The 20173-nt window shown below is 68.6% G+C and carries 23 protein-coding genes; 12 read left to right on the top strand and 11 right to left on the bottom strand.

Annotation, left to right across the window (positions count from 1 at the left end; genetic code table 11):
* The first annotated feature begins 32 nt into the window (after positions 1-32).
* The 3 genes from ykgO to fur all read left to right on the top strand — a co-directional run bounded on the left by ykgO (position 33) and on the right by fur (position 1369).
* Entirely contained in the window at positions 33-182 is a 150-nt protein-coding gene (gene ykgO, locus L1Z78_RS14800; protein WP_234637163.1) for a type B 50S ribosomal protein L36, read from the top strand.
* Positions 179-739 (top strand): carbonate dehydratase, encoded by a 561-nt coding sequence (locus tag L1Z78_RS14795; protein ID WP_234637162.1) that lies wholly within the window; start codon positions 179-181, stop codon positions 737-739. The genes ykgO and L1Z78_RS14795 overlap by 4 nt, the downstream gene beginning before the upstream one ends.
* 180 nt (positions 740-919) lie before the next feature.
* Complete coding sequence (gene fur / locus L1Z78_RS14790; RefSeq protein ID WP_234637161.1) at positions 920-1369, top strand: ferric iron uptake transcriptional regulator; 450 nt, start codon at positions 920-922, stop codon at positions 1367-1369.
* Here fur and L1Z78_RS14785 read toward each other — a convergent pair.
* From L1Z78_RS14785 to L1Z78_RS14755, 7 genes are all read right to left on the bottom strand, one after another.
* A complete protein-coding gene (locus tag L1Z78_RS14785; protein ID WP_234637160.1) occupies positions 1356-2141 on the bottom strand; it encodes a DNA alkylation repair protein in 786 nt (261 codons plus the stop codon). The two genes, fur and L1Z78_RS14785, sit on opposite strands and share 14 nt — an antisense overlap.
* Positions 2138-2629 carry a MarR family winged helix-turn-helix transcriptional regulator gene (locus tag L1Z78_RS14780; RefSeq protein WP_234637159.1) on the bottom strand — a complete coding sequence of 164 codons (492 nt, stop codon included), beginning with the start codon at positions 2627-2629 and terminating at the stop codon, positions 2138-2140. The genes L1Z78_RS14785 and L1Z78_RS14780 overlap by 4 nt, the downstream gene beginning before the upstream one ends.
* A 23-nt stretch (positions 2630-2652) precedes the next feature.
* Positions 2653-4185, bottom strand: coding sequence for a PepSY domain-containing protein (locus L1Z78_RS14775; RefSeq protein ID WP_234637158.1), 1533 nt, complete (start codon positions 4183-4185; stop codon positions 2653-2655).
* Positions 4186-4199: 14 nt separating this feature from the next.
* Positions 4200-6407 carry a TonB-dependent receptor gene (locus L1Z78_RS14770; RefSeq protein WP_234642180.1) on the bottom strand — a complete coding sequence of 736 codons (2208 nt, stop codon included), beginning with the start codon at positions 6405-6407 and terminating at the stop codon, positions 4200-4202.
* 122 nt (positions 6408-6529) lie between these two features.
* Complete coding sequence (locus L1Z78_RS14765; protein ID WP_234637157.1) at positions 6530-6901, bottom strand: hypothetical protein; 372 nt, start codon at positions 6899-6901, stop codon at positions 6530-6532.
* Positions 6902-6910: 9 nt separating this feature from the next.
* The gene (locus L1Z78_RS14760) at positions 6911-7369 is read right to left on the bottom strand and encodes a DUF192 domain-containing protein (protein ID WP_234642179.1); all 459 of its coding nucleotides are present in this window, start codon (positions 7367-7369) and stop codon (positions 6911-6913) included.
* 171 nt (positions 7370-7540) lie between these two features.
* Positions 7541-7762: a hypothetical protein gene (locus L1Z78_RS14755; RefSeq protein ID WP_234637156.1), complete on the bottom strand. Its 222-nt coding sequence runs from the start codon at positions 7760-7762 to the stop codon at positions 7541-7543.
* A 208-nt stretch (positions 7763-7970) separates the two neighbouring features.
* On the opposite strand from L1Z78_RS14755, the gene icd reads away from it, so the two are divergent.
* Positions 7971-9233: an NADP-dependent isocitrate dehydrogenase gene (gene icd / locus L1Z78_RS14750; RefSeq protein WP_234637155.1), complete on the top strand. Its 1263-nt coding sequence runs from the start codon at positions 7971-7973 to the stop codon at positions 9231-9233.
* Positions 9234-9247: 14 nt separating this feature from the next.
* On the opposite strand, the gene L1Z78_RS14745 is transcribed toward icd, so the two are convergent.
* Positions 9248-10015, bottom strand: coding sequence for a DsbA family protein (locus L1Z78_RS14745; protein ID WP_234637154.1), 768 nt, complete (start codon positions 10013-10015; stop codon positions 9248-9250).
* Between the two features lie 115 nt (positions 10016-10130).
* Here L1Z78_RS14745 and L1Z78_RS14740 point away from each other — a divergent pair, with 115 nt between their 5' ends.
* Both L1Z78_RS14740 and mnmH read left to right on the top strand, forming a co-directional pair.
* Complete coding sequence (locus tag L1Z78_RS14740; RefSeq protein WP_234637153.1) at positions 10131-10697, top strand: retropepsin-like aspartic protease family protein; 567 nt, start codon at positions 10131-10133, stop codon at positions 10695-10697.
* A 250-nt stretch (positions 10698-10947) separates the two neighbouring features.
* The gene (mnmH, locus tag L1Z78_RS14735) at positions 10948-12003 is read left to right on the top strand and encodes a tRNA 2-selenouridine(34) synthase MnmH (protein WP_234637152.1); all 1056 of its coding nucleotides are present in this window, start codon (positions 10948-10950) and stop codon (positions 12001-12003) included.
* 7 nt (positions 12004-12010) lie between these two features.
* On the opposite strand, the gene L1Z78_RS14730 is transcribed toward mnmH, so the two are convergent.
* Positions 12011-12631, bottom strand: a complete 621-nt coding sequence (locus tag L1Z78_RS14730) for a LysE family translocator (RefSeq protein ID WP_234637151.1) — start codon at positions 12629-12631, stop codon at positions 12011-12013.
* A 140-nt stretch (positions 12632-12771) separates the two neighbouring features.
* Here L1Z78_RS14730 and L1Z78_RS14725 point away from each other — a divergent pair, with 140 nt between their 5' ends.
* Both L1Z78_RS14725 and L1Z78_RS14720 read left to right on the top strand, forming a co-directional pair.
* Positions 12772-14268 carry a PLP-dependent aminotransferase family protein gene (locus tag L1Z78_RS14725; protein ID WP_234637150.1) on the top strand — a complete coding sequence of 499 codons (1497 nt, stop codon included), beginning with the start codon at positions 12772-12774 and terminating at the stop codon, positions 14266-14268.
* Between the two features lie 123 nt (positions 14269-14391).
* Positions 14392-15180, top strand: a complete 789-nt coding sequence (locus L1Z78_RS14720; RefSeq protein ID WP_418921622.1) for a hypothetical protein — start codon at positions 14392-14394, stop codon at positions 15178-15180.
* A 9-nt stretch (positions 15181-15189) separates the two neighbouring features.
* On the opposite strand, the gene L1Z78_RS14715 is transcribed toward L1Z78_RS14720, so the two are convergent.
* Together L1Z78_RS14715 and L1Z78_RS14710 are read right to left on the bottom strand one after the other, a co-directional pair.
* Entirely contained in the window at positions 15190-15525 is a 336-nt protein-coding gene (locus tag L1Z78_RS14715; protein WP_234637149.1) for a cupin domain-containing protein, read from the bottom strand.
* 99 nt (positions 15526-15624) lie between these two features.
* Positions 15625-16077, bottom strand: coding sequence for an SRPBCC family protein (locus L1Z78_RS14710; RefSeq protein WP_234637148.1), 453 nt, complete (start codon positions 16075-16077; stop codon positions 15625-15627).
* Between the two features lie 222 nt (positions 16078-16299).
* Here L1Z78_RS14710 and L1Z78_RS14705 point away from each other — a divergent pair, with 222 nt between their 5' ends.
* Genes L1Z78_RS14705 through L1Z78_RS14690 form a run of 4 tightly spaced genes read left to right on the top strand, consistent with a single transcriptional unit; the run spans position 16300 to position 20162 of the window.
* Complete coding sequence (locus L1Z78_RS14705; RefSeq protein WP_234637147.1) at positions 16300-17283, top strand: Bug family tripartite tricarboxylate transporter substrate binding protein; 984 nt, start codon at positions 16300-16302, stop codon at positions 17281-17283.
* 11 nt (positions 17284-17294) lie between these two features.
* A complete protein-coding gene (locus L1Z78_RS14700; RefSeq protein ID WP_234637146.1) occupies positions 17295-18572 on the top strand; it encodes a CaiB/BaiF CoA transferase family protein in 1278 nt (425 codons plus the stop codon).
* Positions 18557-18952 carry a cupin domain-containing protein gene (locus tag L1Z78_RS14695; RefSeq protein WP_234637145.1) on the top strand — a complete coding sequence of 132 codons (396 nt, stop codon included), beginning with the start codon at positions 18557-18559 and terminating at the stop codon, positions 18950-18952. Before L1Z78_RS14700 ends, L1Z78_RS14695 begins: the two co-directional genes overlap by 16 nt.
* A gap of 46 nt (positions 18953-18998) precedes the next feature.
* Positions 18999-20162: an acyl-CoA dehydrogenase family protein gene (locus tag L1Z78_RS14690; protein ID WP_234637144.1), complete on the top strand. Its 1164-nt coding sequence runs from the start codon at positions 18999-19001 to the stop codon at positions 20160-20162.
* The last annotated feature ends 11 nt before the right edge of the window (positions 20163-20173 follow it).

Genomic DNA, 20173 nt, shown 5'->3' with positions numbered 1-20173 from the left:
CATTCACGTCCACTTCAAGGAGCTTTTTCCCCATGCAAGTCCTCTCGTCCCTCAAGGAAGCCAAGCTGCGCCACCGCGACTGCCAGGTTGTGCGCCGGCGCGGCCGCACCTATGTCATCTGCAAGAGCAACCCGCGCTTCAAGGCCCGCCAGGGCGGCGCCAGGAACAAGCGCAAGGGATGATCCGCAAGAACCCGCGCGGCGACCTGCCGCGCATTCACCCGGATGCCTTCGTCGATCCCACCGCCATCCTGTGCGGGCTGGTGGTGGTCGAGGAGGGCGTCTTCATCGGCCCCTACGCCGTGATCCGTGCCGACGAGATGGATGCCGATGGCCACATCGACCCCATCGTGATCGGCGCGCATTCCAACATCCAGGACGGGGTGGTGATCCATTCCAAGTCCGGCGCGCGCGTCAGCATCGGGCGCAATACCTCGATTGCGCACCGCGCCATCGTCCACGGCCCCTGCACCGTGGGCAGCAGCGTGTTCATAGGCTTCAACAGCGTGCTGTTCAACTGCGTGGTCGATGACGGCTGCGTGGTGCGCTACAACGCCGTGGTCGATGGCTGCCATCTGCCGCCGGGCTTCTACGTGCCGTCCACCGCGCGCATCGGCCCGGAGACCGACCTGTCCACGCTGGCCCCGGTGCCCGCCGCCGCCAGCGACTTCTCCGAGGACGTGGTCCGCACCAACAACGAATTGGTGCGCGGCTACAAGGCCATCCAAAATGAATTTTAGAAGGCACCCCCTGAGCGGCTGCGCCGCTTCCCCCTCTCTCGCTGCGCGGGAGGGGAACGACACCCTCGCCGCGAGGCGGCTCTTGCTTGGTGTCACTGAGCTGGGGTGCGCCAGTCTCATGGACCCTGGACGGTTGGTAGCGCGCAGTGCCGTGCATCACCGATAGAAAGAAAAGGCTGCATGTCCGATTCCGCTGACCTCAAGCACCTGGGGCTGAAGGCCACGCTGGCGCGCCTGTGGGTACTGGACATCTTTCGCCACGGGAGCCAGCGGCATCTGGCGGCGGAGGATGTGTACCGCCAGCTGCATGACCAGGGCCGGGGCACCAGCCTGGCCACGGTCTATCGCGTGCTGGCGCAGCTGGAGCAGGCCGGCATGCTGCGGCAGCAGCGCTTTGCGGCGGGCAAGGCGGTCTATGAACTTGATGACGGCGAGCACCATGACCACCTGATCTGCACGCGCTGCGGCCTGGTGCAGGAGTTCCATGATGCCGTGATCGAGCAGCGCCAGAAACTGCTGGCAAGAGCGCACGGCTTTGCCATCGTGGAGCACTCCCACATCCTCTACGGGCGCTGCGTCAAGCCCGATTGCGAGCGGCTGCCGGCGCAGAGCGGCTCTACAGGCTCTTGAGGCTGCGCTGCGCGCGTTCGCAGATGCGTAGCGTGGCGGGCACGGGGGATTCCTCGCGCCATTGCGCACACAGTGCACGCACCCAGTCGGGCCGGCTTTTGGCGGCATCGTTGAGCCAGTTGGCCACGGAGTCCTGCACATAGGTGGAGGCATCGGCGCGCAGCGGCTCCAGAACCTGCAGCGCGATCTCCGGCTGCTGCTTGAGCGCGGCGATATGGCTGCACCAGACGCCGCGCGGCCGCAGGGCCTCGCTGGCGAAGCGGCGCAGGCGCTCGGAGGGCTGGTCCGTCCAGCGCGCCAGCTCTTTCACCGCCTGCGGCAGATTGTCGGCCAGGTGCGGGCGCACGCCCATCCACGACCACTCGCGCACGCCGAAATGCGGGTCATCGGCCAGCGGCTGCACCAGGTCCAGCCGCTGGCGCAGGCCCAGCCCGGGCTGCGCACCCGCCATGAAGCAGGCCCAGCCGCGCGCCGTGTCCGAGCGGTGCGTGAGGCAGCGCTGCCAGCCGGCCTGGCCCAGTGTCTGCCACAGCAGGGCCCCCAGGCATTCCATGCGCTTGAGGATGCCCATCCGGCCCAGGGCCTGTGCCGTATCTTCAAGCTGTGGCCAGTCCTCGGGAAAGACGGCCTGCAACAGCATCGCCTGGTCCACGGCCAGGCTCTCGGTCAGCGTGGCGGTTTCCATTTCGCCCAGCGACAGGGCCCGCAGCAGTTCGGGCGTGATGTCGGCGCTGCGGCTGGCACCCTTGCGGCGGGGGATCGATGCCGTCATGCCGGGACCTTCATGCCTGCCGCGGCCTTGGTCAGCAGCTTGGCCAGCTGGCCGCGTTCAGCCGGCGAGAGGTTGGCGAACAGGCCCGCGATCCAGGCGCTGTGCTGGGCAAACAGCTTGCGCGCCAGCTGGCGGCCCTTGGCCGTGAGTTGCACGCGCAGTGCACGCCGGTCGGTGGGGTCGGGCAGGCGTTCGGCCAGTGCCTCGCGCTCCAGGCCATCGAGCAGCCCGGTCACCGTGGCGCGCGTGATGCCGGCCTGCTCGGCCAAGTGATTGGGGGCCAGGCCCTCGCCAGCGGCTTCCAGCAGGAACATGAGCACGAAGCGCCCTTCGGACAGGCCGTGGGGCGCCAGCAGCGCCGCGCAGTCACGGTCGATGCGCGCGGCCAGCGACAGGGTCTGGAAGCACAGCCGGATGCTGTCCACATCAGCCAGCTGGCGACGCTCGGCTTCGGCCAGCAAGGCCTGGTATTTCTGTTCGAGTTGCATGCGGCAAGCATACAGTATGGTGGCTAACCATAGGCGCTTGACTCGGTGGATGCCTGCGGCCGGGCATGATGGCTGCGCTTTCGGCGCAACCGGCGCAGGCCGATCAGCACCCCCGTGGCGCTCAGCATCAGGCCGCCCAGGCTGAAGGCCAGCAGCAGCACATCCCACAGCGGGCGGCACTGCAGCAACGGCAGCCAGTCCCAGCTGTGCAGCATGGCGAACAGCCAGCGCTTGAGGCGCTGGGTGCCGTCCAGCCGGCCCAGCACCTGGCCCGTGTGCGGGTCGATGTGCACCCAGCTGGCCGCGGCATCGCCAAAGACCACGCGCAGCACGGGCAGGGGCCTGTCATGCCCGCCCATCATGGTGTGCTCGGCGCGCTCGTACCAGTACAGGTCGTGCGCGGTCAGCCATTCGCTGCGCAGCACGGGTGCGTCGATCAGCACCGCCGCGCGGGCCATCAGGGCCTCGCGCGAATGGGCTGCGTGCGCTGCGCTGGCGCTGTCCAGCACCAGGGGCGCACCGGCTGCGGGCTGGGCCAGCACCTCGGCGCGGCCTGCGGTGCGCAGCCAGCGCAGTTCGCGCACGGGGCCGCCCGCTGCGGCGATCAGCGACTGCGGCGTGGCCTCGTCCCCGGTCAGGCGCAGCGGGCCCTGCTGCCACCGGGCCATGTGCAGCGGTGGCGTGCCCGTGTCGAACAGGCGCCAGGGGTTCATGGACATCAGGCCGCTGAAGATCCAGGCCAGCGTGGTCAGCGCAAACAGCAGGCCCGCCACATGGTGCCAGCGCATGGCGCGGCCCGGGTAGGGCGTGCGCCGGCCGCTGCGGTAGGGCTGCCTGAACCGCCAGCGCATCACCCCGACCACGGTGCCGGTGATGGCCACGGCAATGCCGACCAGCGACAGCACGTTGACGATGTCGGCCCAGGCGCCGTCAAAGGCATTGCCCCGGAACATGTACAGCCAGTGCAGCCAGGCGCCCAGGTAGTTCCAGCCGCGCTCGGTGCGCGTGGCATCGCGCACCACCTCGGCAGTGCGGCCGGAGATGTAGAGCAGCGTGCCCTGGGCATCGTCCAGCTGCACGCGGTGTAGGGGGCGGTGGATGTCCAGTGCGCGCGAGTGGCTGAAGGCATCCTCGTCCACCGTGCCCAGGTAGCGCAGGCCGGAGCCGTCCCCCGCGAAGGCGCGCGCGCTGGCCAGGGCCTGCGCCTCGCTGGTGGCGTCCAGCACCTGGCCACTGGCCGCATCGATTGCCACGGGCTGGCGCCGCCCCTCGGGCGTGGCCACGTAGCTGGCACGGCCGGCGCTGCCGGCATGCAGGCGCAGGTCCTTGAGCGGGCCGTCGATGCCGGCCGCGCGCAGCGCCTCGGCGGGCGCGAGCAGGGCGGCGCTGCCATCGAGCGGGGGCAGGTGGCGCAGCCGCTCGCCCTCGGTGAGCTTGGGGTAGCCCACGTACATCATCACCATGCCCGAGACAAACCACAGCGCGAAGAACAGGCACACGGCGATGCCCAGCCAGCGGTGCAGCAGGAACAGCCAGCGTTTGAGGTGAAGGCGCATGGCGCGGCCCTCGCTCAGAACGCCACGCGCAGCGTGATATCGGCCGTGCGGGGCGCTCCCAGGTAGGCCATGGTGCTGGTCAGGCTGGCTGCGTAGGTGCGGTCCGTGGCGTTGCGCAGTCGTGCAACCACGGTCATGCGCGGGTCGATCCGGTAGCTCAGGCCCAGGTCCAGCAGCGTGTAGGCGGGCCAGGACAGGGTGTTGGCCGCATCGGCATAGATGCCGCCCACGCGGCGCAGTCCGGCGTTGACCTCCAGCGCGGGCGTGATGCGGTAGCTGGTCCAGAGGTTGAGCACGCTGGCGGGCGTGTTCGTGGGCCGCTTGCCGGCCAGGGACACCCCGCCTTGCTGGTAGTTGTCGTAGCGCGCATCCACATGGCTCCAGTTGCCCTGGATGGACCAGCGCGGCGTGGGAGCCAGGCCCATGGACAGCTCCACGCCGCGCGAGGACTGCTGGCCCACCAGGACCGTGCGCGTGGCGTCCTGCGGGTCCTGGGTGGAGATGTTGCGGCGCGTGATGTGATAGACCGCCAGCGCCGCCGTGCCCTTGCCCTGCCAGAACGACAGCTTGCTGCCCGCCTCCACCTGGCGGCCCGTGGTCAGCCCGGTGTTGTTGATGGCATCGGCAAACGAGGCGCCCATCAGCATGCCCGATGGTGGATCGGCCGCCGTGGAGAACTGCGCGTAGAGATTGGCCTCGGGCGTGGCATCCCAGACCAGGCCCACGCGCCCGGTCGTCGGGCTGTAGCTGCGGCTGTAGCTGGCGGGCAGGGCGGGCGTGACCTCGCGGCGGTTGGTCAGGTCCACGTCGATGCGCTCGTGGCGCAGTGCCGTCAGCAGGTGCAGGGCAGGCGTCAGGGCCGTGCGGTTTTCCAGGTACAGGGCGGTGGTCGTGACCTTGTTGTCGCGGTCGGGCCGGAAGCCCGGCGCCATGCCCGGGATGTCGTGGAAGTTCTCGGTGCGGAAGTCGTAGGGATTGACCGTGCTCACCGTGCCCGACAGGCTGTTCGGAAACCGTGTCTGCCGGTTCACGCTTACGTCCAGGCCGAAGGCCCATTCGCTGCGCCGGCCGGCCAGCTCGCCCAGGTAGCTGCCTTCGATGCGGTCGCCCACCATGCGCTGGTCGTGGCGCTGCAGCAGCGCGGCCGAGCGCACCACCGCGCTGTTGTCGGGCGTGAAGCGGTAGGTCTCCACGTTGCGGTAGTCGCGCAGCGCGTCGTAGGCATAGAAGGTGTTGCCGAGCTTGAGCCGGTCGCTGGCGCGCCATTCGGTGATGGAGCGCAGCCACTGCACGCGCTGGGCATAGAGACCGTCGGCGCTGTTGTAGTTCTTGCCCACGGTGGCTTCATCCACGCGTGCCTCGCCCCGCAGCGGGTTGAGCTGCGGCGTGCCCCAGTAGGGGCGGTCCACGCGCTCATGCTGTGCTTCGTAGGCCAGGGTATGGGTCAGGCCGCCACCCAGGTCGGACAGCAGCGAGGCCGCCAGCTGCGTGGAGCGCGACTGCGTGCCGCCCACCCAGCTGCCGGCATCGCGGTGGTTCAGGTCCAAGCGCAGGTAGTGGGTGGTGCCCTGGGCGTCACCGGCGTCGCCCAGGCGCCGGTTCAGACCCACCGAGGCCTCCTTGAGGCCATGGCTGCCCAGGCGCAGCTGGCCTTCGGTGAAGCTGTCGCGCTGTGCCAGCTTGGTGATGTAGTTCAGCGTGCCGCCCACACCGCCTGCGCCGTAGAGAAAGCCGGAGGCGCCGCCGATGGCCTCGACGCGGTCGTAGATCCAGCTGTCCACGGGACGTGCCGCGATCGAGTACTGGAGGTTGATGCCGTTGAACAGCTGGCTGACCGAGCCCGTGCCGAAGCCCCGGTAGCTGATGCCGATGTTGCCGGGCGGGCTGTAGGCCGTCACGCCTGGAATGGAGCGCAGGATCTCCTGCGTATCCTGGGCGCCGCGCGCCTCGATGGCGGCGCGGTCCACGATGTGCACCGAGGCGGGCGTCTCGCGCGCCGTCAGGCCCAGGCGGCTGGCCGTACCCACGGTCTTGTCGAGCGGCAGCAGTCCGTTGGCGTCGGCGGTTGCCTGGTCGGAGACTTCGACGGCGGGCAGTGCCGCCTCGGCCAGGGCCTGCGCCAGCGCGGCAGGCGCCCATGCGGCGCCCAGCACACAGCACAGCGCCGTGGCCAGGGGGTGGAGACGAAAGGCGTGCATGGACGGGCGCACCGGCGCCGCCATCGCGGGGAAAGGGGAAGAATTCACGAACTGACTCCGGGTCTTGCAGCGCGCATGCGGCGCAGTCCTGGGCCGCAGGCGCGGCACAGGCGGGCCGGGCGCGCATCAGCAGGCCCGGCGGCGATTCAAGAGGACACGGCAGTCAGCAAGGGAGGGCCGCGCGCCGGCAGCGGCGCGCGTGTGACGGAGGCAATGTGCGCCGCCACCAGCGGCAGCAGCGCATGCGCCAGCGGCTGCTGATGCGGCACGGCCATCTGCGGCAGGGCCGGCGGCGGTGCGCCCGCGGGCAGGCACATGGGGCAGTCGAGCTGGTGGTGGCCCATGCCCGGGGCTGCGCTGTCGCCCAGCGCCACGAGCTTGACATCGCCGCTGGCCGTGCAGACCAGCTCGAAGCCCTGGGGGTGGACCAGGGGTGATGCCACGGCAACGCCCAGCGTCAGTGCAAACCAGGCCAGAATCAGCCGGGTGAGCGACAACGATGAGCGCAGTGCGTGCATGGAGGGGGATTATGGCTTGGCGGCGGGCCGGGGGGCGGCCGTGAACAGGCTGCCGCCGAGCCTGGTGCCCGCCTGGATGCCGCGCTTGGCGAACCAGCCCTGGTTCATCTCCAGCACGTAGCGCACGGGCCGGGTCGAGCAGTGCGAGTCTTCCGTCATGGGTTTCATGTCGGCCAGGTTGACGATGGTGCCGTCATCGGCGACGAAGGCAGCGGTCAGGGGCAGCAGCGTGTTGCGCATCCAGAAGCACTGCACGGCAGGCACTTCGAAGACGAAGATCATGCCTTCCTGCTGGGGCATCTCCTTGCGGAACATGAGGCCGATGGCACGTTCGCGGTCCGAGGCCGCGACCTGCGCATCGATGCGGTGGATGCCTGCCGTCAGCTCCACGCGGCGCAGGTGCATCTGGGGGTCGCCCTGGGGCTGGGCCGAGGCCGTGGTGGCGCCGGCGGCCAGGCAGGCCGCCATGAACAGCCCCTGCCACAGGTGGCGCGGGAAAGAAGTCTGGAGAGGCATCGAGAGCTTGGTCATCCTGCACATTCTGGCGCAGCCACGGGCCGCATCGGCAATAAAAAAACCCGCAAAGCATATATTGCGGGCTTTTTCTTGCGGGGGCTTGCCTGCTCCCGCAGCAGTCGTTCAGGCCGTGGCCTTGTGCGACTTCCTGGTCGAGCGCTTGGCGTGCTTCTTGCCAGAGTGCTTGCCGCTCTTGGCGACCTTGGCTTTCTTGGCCGCAGGGGCGGGAGCGGCAGCGGAAGCGGCCGTGGGAGCCGACATCGGCGCTTCGGGTGCTGCGGCGGCCTGTGCGAAGGCGCCTGCGGCAAACGAACCGGCGATCAGGACAGCGAGGAGTTTTTTCATATATGCCATTTCCTTGAAAAGCGGTAGAAGCCAAGTTGAACCGGAAACGGTGCGAAATTCTTGATGCACCGCACATGCTCAACGCGCTTACTGTATCGCCGTTGACAGGAGGGCGGCCCGATTGTCGTTAGAATTTTCTGCACCAAATTTGTGCCCGATCCGGGCATTCACGCTTGCCTCGTGCACCAGCCAACGGAGACCCGTCCCCATGAACCGCTTCCAGCACATCCAGGTGCCGGCCGAGGGCCAGAAGATCACTGTCAACGCCGACATGTCGTTGAACGTGCCAGACCAGCCCATCATTCCTTTCATTGAAGGCGACGGCACCGGCGTGGACATCACGCCGGTGATGATCAAGGTGGTGGATGCCGCCGTGGCCAGGGCCTATGGCGGCAAGCGCAAGATCCAGTGGATGGAGGTCTTCGCAGGCGAGAAATCCACGCGCATCTACGGCCCCGATGTCTGGCTGCCCGAAGAAACCATGCAAGCCCTGCGCGAGTACGTGGTCTCCATCAAGGGCCCGCTGACCACGCCCGTGGGCGGCGGCATCCGCTCGCTGAACGTGGCACTGCGCCAGGAGCTGGACCTCTACGTCTGCCTGCGCCCCGTGCAGTACTTCAAGGGCGTGCCCTCGCCGCTGAAGGAGCCCGAGAAGACCAACATGGTCATCTTCCGCGAGAACTCCGAGGACATCTACGCGGGCATCGAGTACGAGGCCCGCAGCGAAAACGCCAGGAAGCTCATCGACTTCCTGGTCAAGGAGATGGGCGTCAAGAAGATCCGCTTCCCCGAGACCTCGGGCATCGGCGTCAAGCCCGTGTCCATCGAGGGCACGGAGCGCCTGGTGCGCAAGGCCATCCAGTACGCCATCGACAACGACAAGCCCAGCGTGACCCTGGTCCACAAGGGCAACATCATGAAGTTCACCGAAGGGGGCTTCCGCGACTGGGGCTATGCGCTGGCCGCGCGCGAGTTCGGCGCCCAGCCCATCGACGGCGGACCCTGGCTCAAGTTCAAGAACCCGCGCACGGGCCGGGACATCGTCATCAAGGACTCCATCGCCGATGCCTTCCTGCAGCAGATCCTGCTGCGCCCGGCCGAGTACTCGGTGGTGGCCACGCTCAACCTCAACGGCGACTACATCTCGGACGCGCTGGCGGCCCAGGTCGGCGGCATCGGCATCGCGCCGGGCGCCAACATGTCCGACTCCGTGGCCTGCTTCGAGGCCACGCACGGCACGGCCCCCAAGTACGCGGGCAAGGACTACGTGAACCCGGGCTCCGAAATCCTCTCGGCCGAGATGATGCTGCGCCACATGGGCTGGCGCGAGGCGGCCGACCTGGTCATCAGCGCGCTGGAAAAGGCCATCCAGAGCAAGCAGGTGACCTACGACTTCGCCCGCCTGATGGACGGCGCCACCCAGGTGTCGTGCTCCGGCTTTGGCGAGGTGATGATCTCCAAGATGGATTGACGGGCGTTGACGGGTCAGCTCTTGGGCAGCGCACAGCCATCGGGCCCGCAATCCTCGCCTTGGGGCGCGGTCTGCTCGCCGGCGGTGATGGCCGCAACCTGCTGCACCCACTCGCCCAGTTGTCTGGCCCAGCCGTCGGCATCGCCCAGCCAGGGACCGATGTCGATGCGCTGGATGGCGCGCTGGCCCGGCTGGTCAGGTTCCGGGTGGTCGAACTCGAGCGCAAAGGTCGGGAAACCCTGGCCCTGGGCCAGGTTCAGCCATTCGCGCGCCTGGGCGATGTGGGCCTGGGTGGCGCTGCCTGACAGGCGCTGGAAGGCATCGGTGAAGGCCGCCACATCCAGGCCCAGGTCCTGGGCCAGCTCCAGCAGCACGGCCGGGTCGCTGATGCGGCGGCCCTCGACGTAGTGGGCCTGTTGCTGGCGCGCCAGCATGTCCAGGCCCCGGCTGGCGATGTCCTCGGCTGCCAGCAGCGCCGTGGTGGGGGGCTCGGAGTCCAGCACGGCGCCCAGGTCGTTGAGCAGGCCGTCGAAGTAGGCCGCGCCGAAGGGTTGGCCCGTCATCTCGGCGATGCGCCGGTCGTGCGGCATCACATGGTTGCGCCAGTCGGCCGTGATGGTGCGGGTATGGGCACCTGTGAGCATGCCGCCGCCATGCCATTGCAGGCTGACGCCGGGCACCTGGCGCGCGGCCTTGACCAGGGGCGCGGCGGCATAGCACCAGCCGCACAGCGGGTCGAAGATGTAGTGGAGGACAAAGGGCGGCTGCGCGGTCGTGGTCATGGCAGGAGCGGGCTGTAATGAAGGCGCCCACTGTAGCGGCTATCGGCTTGTCCGTGGCGGTGCAGGGCCGCAGGCAGAATGGGCGGCTGCCACCGTCGATACCGTCTGCATTGCCATGCGCCTCAAATCCACGCCGCCTCCATCCGCCCCGTCCGCTGCGGCCACCGAGCCCAGCGTCCAGTCCGTCGCCCGCCGCGGCATGCTGGGCTTTTTGCTTTTCTGGCTGCTGGTCATGGGCGTGCTGTACTGGGCCATGCAGATGTACCTGAAGCCTGCCGGCGTCAAGGTCCAGTCCGACGGCACCGTGGTCATCGCGCGCGACCGCGACGGGCATTTCCGCGTGGAAGGCTTCGTCAACGGCCAGCCGGTGAGCTTCCTGGTGGACACGGGCGCCAGCATGGTCGGCGTGACCGAGTCGCTGGCCGTGCGCGCGGGTCTGCAAGGTGGCGAGCCCGTGCGCTTTCGCACCGCCAACGGCGAGCGTGACGGCCGCATGGTGGTGGCCGATCAGGTGCGCGTGGCCACGCTGGTGGTCAGCGGCCTGCGCGTGGGCACGGGCTATACGGGGAGTACCGACAGGGATGGATTGCTGGGCCAGAACTTCCTGCGCCAGTTCGACGTGGAGATACGGGGCGACCGCATGCTGATCCATCCGCGGGGTGGTGGATCGGCGTCGAAATGAGTCACATGAAGAAGGGCAGTGTCCGCGCGCACCGGCTCTGATGGCCCGCGCGGCAGGACTGCCGTGCGAGAATGCGCGTTTCCAAGGTCGGCCGCATGCCCGGCGTGCGCAATGAAGGCGCGCAACGGGCGGGCCGGTGCGTGTCGAGGCTCGATCCACCTTCCTGGTTCCGGTGCCGGCCCATGAGCTCCTGTGCCCATGAGGCCGGTTGTTTCCGCCTCCCGCACGATCGCCAGATCGCCGATTGCCCGTGTCCCATCGCCAGCCCATCCGTGTCACCGACCGCCACCAGTTCGACACCCTGATCGACGCACGCTCGCCCGCCGAGTTCGAGCAGGATCACATTCCCGGCGCCATCAACTGCCCCGTGCTCGACAACGAGGAGCGCGCCCGCATCGGCACCATCTACAAGCAGGTCAGCCCCTTCGAGGCCAAGCGCCTGGGCGCGGCCATGGTTTCGGCCAACCTGGCCCGCCACCTGCATGAGACCTTCGCCGACAAGCCCGCCCACTGGAAGCCCCTGGTCTACTGCTGGCGCGGCGGGCTGCGCAGCGGCTCCATGGTCACCTGGCTGCGGCTGGTGGGCTGGGACGCCCAGCAACTGGCCAATGGCTACAAGGCCTATCGTGGCCATGTCATCTCATTGATCGACCATCTGGTGCCGCAGCTGCGCCTGCAGGTGCTGTGCGGCGCCACCGGCAGCGCCAAGACACGCGTGCTGCATGCGCTGGCACAAGCTGGCGAACAGGTGCTGGACCTGGAAGGCTATGCCCGCCACAAGGGCTCGCTGCTGGGCAACCTGCCCGGCGTGGAGCAGCCCAGCCAGAAGTACTTCGAGACGCTGCTGGCGCAGCAGCTGGAGACGTTCGACCTGGCACGGCCCGTCTATGTGGAAGGCGAAAGCGTGAAGATCGGGCGCGTGTCCCTGCCCCTGGGGCTGGTGGAGCACATGCGCCAGTCACCCGTGGTCGAGATCGAGGCCACGGCCCAGGCACGCCTGGACTACCTGCTGCGTGACTATGCCTACCTGGGCGACGATCCGCAGGCGCTGGCCGACAAGCTGGGCTGGCTCAAGGAGTTGCAGGGCAAGGAGGTCGTCGCGCGCTGGCAGGCCTGGGCCCATGAGCGCAGTCTGTCCCCCCTGTTTTCCGAGCTCATGGCCCTGCACTACGACCCGCACTACCAGCGCTCGCAGGAACGGCATTTCTCCCGGTGGCGCGCGCGCCGCACCGTGCAGGCCGCCGACCTTGGCGAGGCCGGCATCGCCGATCTTGCAGGCCAGGTGCTGCGACTGCCGCCGGCATAGGCTGTGCTCAGGCGTGTGAATCGGCCAGCACGGGATACAGTGACAGCAGCAGCAGGGCGGCCATGCACCAGTTGAAGCGGCGCAGCGCTCGGGGGGAGCGCAGCGCACGCCCCACGGCGCTGCCGAACAGCGTCCAGACACTGACGCTGGGGTAGTTGACCACGCCCAGCACGAGCGCGGCCAGCAACAGGTTGACGAAGAAATCCTCGCGCGGCGTGTAGGTGGCGATCACGCCGATGGCCATGATCCAGGCCTTGGGATTCACCCACTGGAAGGCCGCCGCCTGCCAGAACCCGAAGGGCTTGGCGCCCGCGCTGCCGCCATCGATGCCCGCACTGCCCGCGATCTTCCAGGCCAGCCAGACCAGATAGGCCGCGCCCAGGTACTTGAGCGCGGTGTAGATCACCGGCATGCGCTCGAAGACCGCCCCCAGGCCCGCGCCCACCAGCAGCACCATGACCACCACGCCCAGGGTGATGCCCAGCATATGGGGCACGGTGCGGCGGTAGCCGAAGCTGGCGCCCGAGGCCGTCAGCATCACATTGTTGGGGCCGGGCGTGACGGAGCTGACGAAGGCGAACATGGCCAGCGGCAGCAGGAACGAGGTGGGGGCGGAATCGTAAGGCATGGTGTCAACGGGGCTGGAGGAAATCCGGCGCCCTGTCCGCGCATGCCGCGGGCCGCGGCGCCGTCAGTCCATGCTAATGGCAGTCATCGGTACAGTGGCAGTACACTTTGCCGGAACAATCCGCCAACTGGCCTGCTCACATGACCCTGACACTTGCCTCGGCGCCCGATACCGGCGCGTCTTCCCGTCCCTCCGGCACCGCATTCCAGGCCGTCGAGCCCTGGCGTCCGCTGCGCTCCTCCGACCTCTCGCTGGTGGAGCAATTGGTGGATCACTACGGCGGGCTGATCCGTCACCACGGGCTGCGCGCAGGCTCGCGCCTGCCTTCGGTGCGGGCTCTGGCGCAGGAGGCGGGCGTCAGCCGAGACACCGTGGTCCAGGCCTATGACCGGCTGGCCGCACAGGGGCTGGTGCATTCGCGGCGTGGCTCGGGCATCTTCGTCAGCGCCCAGCGGGCGGCCCAGGCAGTGCCGCGCGCCAGCGATGCCCTGCCGACACTGGAGCAGGGCGCGGCCTTCGACACGGCGTATCTGCTGCGCAGCATGTTCCGCGAAGGCACGGAGCATTCGGGGAGCGCGGGCATGCTGCCGCCGGAATGGCTGGACCAGGAGATGCTGGCTTCCGCCCTGCGCGCCGTGGGCCGCAGCACGGGGACCAGCCTGCTGACCTATGGCGTGCCGCAGGGGTACCTGCCGCTGCGCCAGCAGATCGCCTCGGTGCTGCAGGCCCAGGACGTGCCAGCCCACCCCGAGGACCACCTGATGACCGTGGCCGGAGTCACGCAGGGGCTGGACCTCATCGTGCGCAGCCTTGTGCGCCCCGGCGACACGGTCCTGGTCGAGGACCCGGGCTGGTTCCTGATCTTCGGCCGGCTCAACGCCCTGGGCGTGAACGTGGTCGGCGTGCCCCGGCTGCCCGGCGGCCCCGACGTGCAGGCGCTGGAGCGGCTGGCCTGCCAGCACCAGCCCCGGCTTTTCATCCTGAACACGGCCGTGCACAACCCCACGGGCCAGACCCTGTCGGCCGGCGTGGCCCACGAGGTGCTGCGCATTGCCGAGCGCCATGACTTCTACCTGGTCGAGGACGATACCTATTCGGACTTCCTGCCCGGCGTGCCCGTGCGCCTGGCGGCCATGGACCGGCTGCGGCGCGTGCTGCTGGTGGGGGGCTATTCCAAGACGCTGGCCGGCAGCCTGCGCGTGGGCTATGTGGCGGCCCATGCGGACCTGATCCGGCGGCTGACCGATCTCAAGCTGCTGGGAGGGCTGACCACGGCACTGCCGGGCGAGCAGGTCGTGCACCGCGTGCTCGCCGACGGCCAGTACCGCAAGCATGTGGACCGCCTGCGCGAGCGCGTGGACCGCGCGCGCGACCGTTGCCTGCGCATGCTGGAAAACCTGGACTGCCGTGCGCCGCACGAACCACAGGCCGGCATGTTCGCCTGGGTGGACTGCGGCATGGATTCGGAAGTACTGGCCCGCCATGCGGCCGCACAGGGCCTGCTGCTGGCGCCGGGCCTGCTGTTCTCACCCCGCCAGGCGGCAGGCAGCATGCTGCGCATCCCCGTTCCCATGGTGGAGCAGGCCAAGGCCTGGAAGATCCTGGGCCATCTGCTGGCGCAACACCGGGGTGGATGAGGGCACGGGGGTGGCGGGCTGGCGCAACACTGCCTGACGGGAGGTTGACGCCTGCCGTGGTCTGCGTTGTAAGACAGTGCATCCCGTCCAGGGGCGGCGGTAGCCCGCTGCTATCGTTCCGGCATGACTATTGAGCTTGTCTTGCCACGGAGGGCCGGCCGCAGAGCCGGGGTGAGGGGCAGCCCGTCCGGATCCGCAGGTGCTGCGTACGCATTCGTGCTGGCGGCTTCCTTGCTGGCCGGCTGCGCGGACACGCCCGCGCCGCGCGGAAAGGTGGAGGGCGCCTCGTTCGAGGCGGGCGAACTCGTGCAGTCCGACAGCAACCGCATGGCCACGCTGGCCATGAAGGAGAACCTGGACAGCCTGTTTCGCATCATGGACAAGCTGTACCTGCGCAATCCCTCCGAATGGAAGAAGACCGCCGAAAGCCGCGAGGCCGCTGCCGCCTATGTGCGCATCGCCATCCTGGAGCGCCAGCCCTGGGCCGACCTGCGCGGCCAGCGCGACGTGGTGGCGTTGTCGCTGGCGCTGCAGCCCGACTTCACGGGCGATCGCGTGGCCTCCTTCATCCATGCGCTGGCCGATACCATCATCACGGCCCATGGCGACCGCACCAGCTTCACCCTGGTCCATGGGCTGGATCCGCAACTGCTCTTCAATGCGGCGCGCAATGTGGAGGTGGCCAACTGGATCCTCAATTCGCGCCGCAATGCGGGGGGCGGTCCGCTGCTGCTGTCCAACCACCTGGGCGATGACGCACGCAATCTCAGCTTCGAGCGCGAGATGGGAAAGATCATCGGCCGGCTCGACCTGATGGCGAACTACACGACGGAGCGCTATCGGCGCTCCTTCATCGGCTACGGGCAGGGCCTGGTGGCAGGGCCGTTCATGCAGTTCCTGCCCGTGCGCTGAACAGCGCTGTCAGGGCGCATCGCACAGCACGATGGTGACGAGGGCGGAAGTGTCCTCCACGGCGCGTACCGCGTGCGGCATGTTGGGTGGCAGGTGCATGAGCTGGCCGGCCTGCAGCGCCTGCAGGCTGCCGCCCAGCATCACCTCCAGCTGCCCTTCGAGGCAATGCAGGCTCACGCTGCCCGGCACCTTGTGCGGTGGCAGAGACTGGCTGGCGCGCAGCACCACGCGGATGACCTCCATGTCCTCGGACTTGAACAGGGCGCAGGTTCTTGCGCCCGCCAGCCGCGCACCGAACGGCAGGACATCGATGGCATGTGCGGTCGGTGCAAAGGGGGTGGCCATGGCGGACCTCCGGGCGTTGGCGGGCAATACGGGCATTGTCCTCCGAAGCACGGGGATCGATCAACCTCGGCCATATGACAGCCGATGCGCGGCATGGTCTCAGCCGGGCACGCTGGCCTCCACCAGCAGGGTCAGCAACTGCAGCGATTCCTGCCAGCCCAGGTGGCAGGCTTCGGCCGGGATCACGGCGGGCACGCCTTCCTGGGTCACGTCGAGCTCGGTGCCGCAGAACACGGCGCGCAGCGCGATGGTGGTGATCATCTCGCCCGGCAACTGGGGGTCGTCGAACCTGTCGGTGTGGCGTACCAGCCGGCCCGGCTCCAGCTCCAGGAATTCGCCACCGAACCCACTGCGCCCGCCTGTGGAGAGGTTGACGAAGGCCATGCGATAGCGCCCGCCCACGCGCGCGTCGAATTCGGCCACTTCGCAGACGTAGCCGTGCGGCGGCAGCCATTTGGCCAGGGCCGCCGCCGTGGTGAAGGCCTGGTAGACACGCTCAGGCGGAGCCTTGAGAACACGGTGCAGCCGGATGGTGTGGGCGGTGTGTGACATGGGGAACTCCTTTGCTTGGGCGCGGTGCAAGGCTGCCAGCCTCGCACCGATGGAGCCCGGGTGCAAGAGGCGGGACCTGGGTGCCGGACCTTGTTTCAATGATTCATAAATCGAATCCTTGATTGGTTTTAAAGAATTGGACTTGAATCATTGACGCCCGCACCATGGCGGCGAGCGCTGGATACACAGCGCCGCCTTTCACAGGAAACAGGAGACAAGCAGATGAAGCATTCCCCGTTGCGCAGGGCCCTGGCCCTTGGCGCGCTCAGTGCCATGGCCGCCGCTGCGGCACCCCCCGCCCTGGCCCAGGGCAGCTATCCCTCCAGCCCCATCACCCTGGTCGTGCCGTTTGCGGCCGGCAGCGGCACCGATGCCGTGGCGCGCCTGGTGGCCAGCCGGCTGGGCGAGCGGCTCAGGCAGCCCGTGATCGTGGACAACAAGGCCGGCGCCAATGCCCAGATCGCCGCCGGCCATGTGGCCAAGGCCAGGCCCGACGGCTACACCCTGTTCATGACAACCAATACCTCGCACTCGGCCAACCCCTGGCTGGTCAAGGGCCTGAAGTACGACCCCGTCAAGGACTTCACGCCCGTGGCGCGCGTGGGCGAGCTGCCGTTCGCGCTGCTGGTCCACCCCTCCGTGCCCGCCAAGACCGTGCAGGAACTCATCGACTACGCCAAGGCCAATCCCGACCGCCTGTCCTACGGCACGCCCAACAGCACCTCGCTGGTGGCCTCGGAAACCTTCAAGTACGTGACGCGGGCCCAGATCACCTCGGTGCCCTACAAGTCCAGCCCGCAGGCACTGACCGACCTCATGGGCAACCAGATCCAGGTCTATGTGGCCGACCTCGGCTCGGCCTGGGGCACGATCAAGACCGACCGCGTGCGCACGCTGGGCGTGACGGCCGCCAAGGGCTCGACCCTGCTGCCCAATGTACCGGCGATCGGCAAGACGCTGCCGGGCTTCGACATCACGTCGTGGAACGGCATCTTCGGCCCGGCCGGCATGCCCGCGGAAATCACCGAGCGCCTGAACACCGAGCTGCAGGCCATCCTCAAGGACAAGGCCGTGCAGGAGCAACTGGCCCAGGTCGGCTTCGAGGTCTGGCCCACGGCCACGCCCGCCGAGTTCGCCACCTATGTGAAGGACCAGATGGCCCGCTGGGGGCAACTGGTCAAGCAGGCCGGCATCGAGGCGCAGTGAGGGAGACCGGCATGCAAGAAGCGCAGCAGGGGCAGCAAGGCCCTCTTGCCGGGGTGAAGGTGCTGGACATGACCTCGGTGGTCATGGGCCCCTTTGCCACCCAGATCCTTGCGGGCCTGGGGGCCGAGGTGATCAAGGTCGAATCGCCCGAGGGCGACAACATGCGCCACGTCGGCCCCATGCGCAATCCCGCCATGGGCCACATCTTCCTGCAGGCCAACCAGGGCAAGCGCTCCGTGGTGCTGGACCTCAAGCAGGGCGCCGCGCGCGAGGCCCTGCTGCGCCTGGCCGAAGGCTGCGACGTGCTGGTCAGCAACGTGCGGCCCCAGGCCATGGCGCGACTGGGCCTGGCCTACGAGGACGTGGCGGCGCGCAACCCGCGCATCATCCACGTGAGTTGCTGCGGCTTCGACCAGCGCGGCCCCAACGCGGCCCGGCCCGCCTATGACGACCTCATCCAGGGCGCCACCGGCGTGCCCTGGCTGGCGCAGCAATACGGCGGCGGCGAGCCCGCCTACGCGCCCATGACCCTGGGCGACCGCGTCACAGGCCTGCATGCCGTCTACGCCGTCACGGCCGCCCTCTATGCGCGCGAGAAAACAGGCCAGGGCCAGGCCGTGGTCGTGCCCATGTTCGAGGCCATGACCCAGTTCATCCTGGGCGACCACATGGCCGGCCTGTCCTTCGAGCCCGAACTCGGCGGCCCCGGCTATGCACGGTTGCTGACGGCCCACCGCCGCCCCTACCGCACGCGCGACGGCTATCTGTGCGTGCTGATCTACAACGACAAGCATTGGCACAGCTTCTTCACCGCCATCGGCCAGCCCGAGCGCATGCGCGAACCCATGTTCGCCACCCACGGCCAGCGCGCCCTGCACATCGATGCCGTCTACGCCGAAGTCTCGCGGCTGATGCGCGAGCGCGGCACCGCCGAATGGCGCACGCTGCTGGACGCGGCCGACGTGCCCAACATGCCCATGGCCTCGCCCGAGGACCTGATCGCCGACCCCCAGCACCAGGCTACCGGCTTCGTGCACGAAATTGACCACCCCAGTGAAGGCCGGCTGCGCACCACGGCCAGCCCCACGCGCTGGAGCGCCACGCCGCCCGCCGAACGCGCCGCCCCCGCGCCGCGCCTGGGCGAGCACACGCTGCAGGTACTGCGCGATGCGGGCCTGACCGAGGCCGAACTGGCGGCCCTGCAGGCCAGCCGCGCCTGCAGCCAGGCCGCCTCGCTGCAAGACACCCCACCACAAGCACAAGGAAACCAGCCATGCCCCGCTATCTGATCCGAGAACAGGACGTACCCGGCTACAGCCCCGCCAACCACCACGGCACCACCAACCGCCGCCTGGTCAGCGCGGCCAACGTGGGCGCGCGCCACATGGAACTGGTGCTGGGAACGCTGGAGAAAGGCGGCGGTGCGCTGCCCCACGCCCACCCGGGCATGGAGCAGGCCTGCTACCTGCTGGCCGGCACGGCCGAGGTGGAGATCGACGGCGAAGGAGGCAAGGAAAGCTTCGCCATGCAGCCCGGCGACACCTGCTTCTTTCCCGAGGACTGCATGCACATCTTCCGCGTGACCAGCGAGGAACCCGTGCGCCTGCTGGTCTTCTACAGCCCGCCCTACGGCGAGAACCCCGGGCGAGTGCGCCGACCGGCCGCCTGAGCAGACCCCACAGACACCACAAGCGACAAGGAACGGAGAACACACCATGGACTTTCTGTGGAGCGAAGAACAGGAACAGATCCGCGACGCCGTCGAGCGCGCCTGCGCGCCCTTCGACGCCGACTACTGGCTGCGCAAGGATCACGAAGGCGGCTTCCCGCACGACTTCCACAAGGCCCTGGCCGACGCGGGCTGGCTGGGCATCGCCATGCCCGAGGAGTTCGGCGGCGCGGGCCTGGGCATCAGCGAGGCGGCGCTGATGATGCACACCATCTCGGCCACGGGAGCGGGCCTGTCGGGCGCCTCGGCCGTGCACATGAACATCTTCGGCCTGCATCCTGCCGTGGTCTTCGGCAGCGACGCGCAAAAGCGCCGCTGGCTGCCTCCGCTGATCGCGGGCACGGACAAGGCCTGCTTCGGCGTGACCGAGCCCAACGCGGGCCTGAACACCCTCAAGCTGCAGACCCGCGCGGTGCGCGATGGCGACGTCTATGTGGTCCACGGCCAGAAGGTCTTCATCTCCACGGCCCAGGTGGCCAACAAGATCCTGCTGCTGGTGCGCACCCGGCCCGTGGAAGAGTGCCAGGGCACGGAAGGCCTGAGCCTGTTCTACACCGACCTGGACCGCGAACGCATCGAGGTGCGCGAGATCGACAAGCTGGGCCGCAAATGCGTGGACACCAACCAGCTGTTCATCGACGGCCTGCGCATCCCCGCCGAGGACCGCATCGGCGAAGAGGGCAAGGGCTTCTCGTACATCCTGCACGGCCTCAACCCCGAGCGCATCCTCATCGCCGCCGAGGCCGTGGGCCTGGGCCGCGCGGCCCTGGCGCGCGCCACCCAGTACGCCAAGGAGCGCGTGGTCTTCGACCGCCCCATCGGCCAGAACCAGGGCATACAGCACCCGCTGGCCCAGGCCTGGATGGGGCTGGAAGCCGCCCACCTCATGGTGCAGAAGGCCGCCTTCCTCTACGACAAGGGACTGCCCTGCGGCGCCGAGGCCAACGCCGCCAAGTACCTGGCAGCCGAAGCCTGCGCCAAGGCCTGCGAAGCCGCCATCTTCACGCACGGAGGCATGGGCTACGCCAAGGAATACCACGTGGAGCGCTACATGCGCGAATCCTGGATCCCGCGCCTGGCGCCCGTCAGCCCGCAACTCATCATGTGCTTCATCGCGGAAAAGGTTCTGGGCCTGCCGAAATCGTACTGAGGGGGAGGCGG

Source organism: Delftia tsuruhatensis (genome assembly GCF_903815225.1).
Lineage (GTDB): Bacteria > Pseudomonadota > Gammaproteobacteria > Burkholderiales > Burkholderiaceae_C > Comamonas > Comamonas tsuruhatensis_A.
This window is presented reverse-complemented; position numbering and strand designations above follow the sequence as displayed.